The organism is Paenisporosarcina sp. P4_E4_2, assembly GCF_056401595.1.
This window is the reverse complement of record NZ_JBFUJC010000277.1, coordinates 1-4,167: the sequence shown is the minus strand read 5'-3', so window position 1 is coordinate 4,167 and position 4,167 is coordinate 1. Positions and strand designations below refer to the sequence as shown.

At 39.4% G+C, this 4,167-nt stretch carries 3 protein-coding genes; all 3 read right to left on the bottom strand.

Features of this window, described 5'->3' with window-relative positions:
• Nucleotides 1-945 (bottom strand): tRNA uracil 4-sulfurtransferase ThiI (gene thiI, locus AC1DSB_RS15330; protein WP_477587033.1); only part of this gene is annotated, 945 nt, incomplete at its 3' end.
• A 7-nt stretch (nt 946-952) separates the two neighbouring features.
• Nucleotides 953-2,086: a cysteine desulfurase family protein gene (locus tag AC1DSB_RS15325; protein ID WP_477587032.1), complete on the bottom strand. Its 1,134-nt coding sequence runs from the start codon at nt 2,084-2,086 to the stop codon at nt 953-955.
• Nucleotides 2,087-2,318: 232 nt separating this feature from the next.
• A complete protein-coding gene (ezrA, locus tag AC1DSB_RS15320) occupies nt 2,319-4,022 on the bottom strand; it encodes a septation ring formation regulator EzrA (RefSeq protein ID WP_477587031.1) in 1,704 nt (567 codons plus the stop codon).
• Nucleotides 4,023-4,167 lie beyond the last annotated feature (145 nt).

Below are 4,167 nucleotides of genomic sequence, written 5' to 3'. Positions count from 1 at the left end.
ACGTAATACAGGCGTATTCGTCACGGCATTTATAGCTGTCAAGCTTTCTAAAGTTTGACTTGCCACTTGTCCAAGACTTTCACCAGTSATAATTGCCAAAGCTTGCGTTTCTTCACGTACTAAATCTGCAATCTTTAACATCATTCTCCGAGTTGTCGTCATTGATACATTGTCTGGAATTTGTTTTTGAATTTCTTGCTGGATTGCAGTGAATGGAATGATATGCAACTTCACAGAAGCACCAAAGCGACTTAATTTATCAGCTAAATCCATAACTTTTTCCTTCGAACGTTCACTAGTGAATGGAGGACTGTGAAAATGAATGGCATCCAGGCGTACGCCTCGCTTTAACATTTGGTAACCAGCAACAGGACTGTCAATACCACCTGAAAGCATCAGGAGTGATTTTCCGTTAGACCCAATCGGTAAACCGCCTGCACCAGGAATGACTTCTGCCATCATATAAACAGCATCTCTTCGTACTTCTACACGTAGTTCAATATCCGGTTTCTTCATTTGAACCTGAATTTCAGGGAATGCACGAAGCACATTGGCTCCAACGAACTGTTGCAGTTCATTTGTTTCCATCTCAAATGGCTTATATGAGCGTTTAACAGTTACTTTAAACGTTTTATCTTTGCGATCAATTGACTCCACTACTTTAATAGCTGTTTGTTTGATATCTTCCAGGTCGTGACTGCAAGATGCAACTGGACTGAAAGACTGAATGCCAAAAATTTGTGGCAGTCGCTCTATTAACTGTTTCATGGTTTCCTGTTCATTTGGTCGAATGAACATACGATCCCGTTCTGTTTCAATTTGAAACTTGGGTAAATCAGCAAACGCGTAACGAATATTGTCTCGTAATCGACCTGTAAACGAGCTTCGGTTTCTTCCTTTTGTAGATAACTCACCATATCTGATTAATATTTCTTTCCATTCCAACATGTTTTTAATCTCCTTTAACTTGCTTGATGATTGCCGTGAAATTTTCTATAAAATGATCAATTTGCTCATTGCTATTGCTGGTTCCCATACTTATTCGAATCACACCTTTTGTATAGTCATCGGGTAAACCGATTGCTTTTATTACATGGCTGATTTTCGTTTGTTTAGAAGAACRGGCACTCGATGTTGTTACAATGATGTCCCTTGCTTGCAAGGCATTGACCAGCACTTCTCCTTTAATATTCCGGACACTGATTGTCAGGATGTGTGCCGCAGCATCATCTGGGGATAATATGCGTATATCCTTGAAACCACTAATTAAGTTTCTCAACTTTTCGTTCCACATTATATATGTCGTATGCATGGATGCTTGATTTTCGAATGCCATTCTCATGGCTTTAGCGAAAGCAACTGCCTGAGGAACAGGTACCGTCCCACTTCTTAGCCCAAACTCTTGTCCACCACCCACAATGGTCGGTTCAAATGAAACATGACCTGTCCAAGCGACAATCCCGGTTCCTTTTAAGCCATTGAATTTATGCCCTGACAGCGTCAGTACATCTGCTCCAAGAATGGGAAACGACACTGGATATTTACCAAAACTTTGAACTGCATCTACGTGAAATAATGCTCGGCTATGTTGATGGATGACTTTTGCTAATTGTTCAATTGGTTGTATGCTTCCAATCTCGTTATTAATATGCATTACACTTACCAAAATCGTATCTTTACGCAATCGCTCTTTTACATCTTCAACTGAAATAATACCTTTTTCATTTACTGTTATAATATCGACTTCAAAGCCTTGTTTCTCCAATTGTTTCATCGATTCCAACACGGACGGATGTTCAATATTTGAAGTGATGATATGTCTTCCTCGAGACTGCAGGTTTCTAGCAAGACCATTGATGGCAAAATGATTGGATTCTGTTCCGCCTGAAGTGAAAATCACTTTGTTTTCTTCTGTCTTTAACATATCTGCAATTTGCTTTCGAGCACGGGAAAGGAGCATATGTGAATCCACGCCCATTTCATGCAAAGATGCAGGGTTTGCATAATACGCCTCATTCACCTTTACAAAAGTATCCAATACTTCTTTATGTGGTTTCGTCGTTGCACTATGATCGAAATAATACATTGTTGAACTCCTTTTCATTAGAAAACCACCAACACGTGGTGTGCGGTGGTTTCAATTGCCCTTATTACATAAAAGTATACCATACTGATATTCTTTAATGTCTAGCTTCAAGCACTAGCCCGCATCTTAGCTTGAGTCTACAGGATGCCTTCCTACCTAAGCAAATGCAGGCTTTTTCTTAGGTTCTTCCATCGCCGATGTCAGGCTAAAGTAGTGCTTTACGCTTTTCTTGTTATGAACGCCACGCGTCCTCTTTGACAAGAACTTCAATTCGCTTCATCGCACCCGGTTCCACTTCTTCTACAGCAGTAGCTGCTTCTTCAAGTGCTTTGGAATATCGAAGCTGACGGAATGCCGCTTCAGCCTCCAATAAACGCTGATTCATCCGTGGATGACTCGCACGATAACGGTTGCCGTATTGAATGATACGTTCAATCAACAATACATTTTCAAGCATTTCTTTTGATTTAGCATGTACTTCATGGATACATTTATCCGCTTTTGCCAAATAATTGTCTACCAATTTCATATTCAGTGGTACTTCTTGCAAGCTTTGCATCACCAAGTAAATATGTTCTTCGGCTTCTTCCAAACGAACATCCATTTCTTCAGGAATCCCCGGCATATTCGCTTTATGTACCATACGGTCGGTTTCATGCAACAAACGCTTCAGTTCATCTAAATTGGTTCGAGCCCGGTTTTCATCAATACGTAAATTTTTCAGGCTATTAGAGAAACGATCTTGCTCTTCATATAAGCTTTCCAAATCAGTCGAAATCAGTGTAAGTTCATCCTGAAGGCTTGAATAAGCTAATTGATCTTCACTTGCTCGTTGTGCAAGTAAATCATAACGTTTTTGCAAGGTTTCGATTTGCTTCAGACAAACAAGAGGAATTTCTGCTTCTTTCTCTGGTAAACGATAACTTTGTTGAACATATGCAGCTTCATCACTTGTTTGACGTGTAATGGACGTAACTTCAGCCAATCGACGCTCAGTAGGGTGACGATGTTTATCAACATAACGTTTTGCCATTACTTCTTTTTCCAGCATGTCATAGAACGCTTCAATTTCATCCTTCATTTGCTCAATACGAATTTTCGCGTCTTCAATCTCAAGCTGAATGATTGATTCTTTCATTAGTACCAATTCTTCATCCAATTTGTCCAATTGATCCGTCATTTCAAGATGCTCTAAATAATAGGATTGTTCTTCCATTTCACGTTGTCCACTACGGAGATCATGAATACTTGAGGGAATCTTGTTTTGTACGTCTGTTAACAGCGAAGGAATATCTTGCAATAAGTTAAATACATGCTGGGCTTCCTGATCAAGTCCAATGACAATTTCACGTGCTTGCAAATAATTGCCGTTTTCAGTTAGTCGATCATATTCTTCAAATTGAGGACCGAATTGCTCCAATTTCTTCTCAAGTGGTACAGCCGCCGCTCCGAAAGAATGTTGATGCGCGAGTAAAGTTTTACGCGCTGCACGATATTGCTCTTTCAAGCTATCCATTTCCACTCGGTTTTTCTCTTCGCTTCCAATCAGTTGCTCAAGCTCTTTTAAAATTCGGGACATTTGTTCATCACTTTGCTGAATACGTTCTTGAATTTCTTTTTCTATCGCTGTAGCACGTTTGAAACGGAATTTATCAATACTATCTTCAGCATCAAACAGCAATGAATCGATTTTCGGCATATGGACATCCATAACTTGCGTCCAACTGTTTCGCCAGCTTTCAAACAGTTCTTCCGTTTGACCATTCATATTCAGCTGCTTAACTTTCGTCATTTCTTCTAATATTGGTTTGTTTTGAATTTGATGTTTTTCATGTTCAAGTCTTTCAATTTCACTGTTATGTTTACGACGGATCATAAATCCGACTACAATTAATGCAATTAGTACGATGATTGCAATGATGATATACTTAGTCATCGTAAGCCCCCTGTTCCAAAATCACGGTCTATGCCAGTTTATATATGTAATACTACCATGAAACAATCGTTAATGTTGCCGAAAATCGAAGAATTTTGCCGAAATTATGTAAAATGTCCGATTTACACGTTGGAGGTGCCTATAT

Bases quoted from the DNA above. Each gene is read 5' to 3' on its own strand.
- ezrA (WP_477587031.1), bottom strand. From the start codon at position 4,022: ATGACTAAGTATATCATCATTGCAATCATCGTACTAATTGCATTAATT.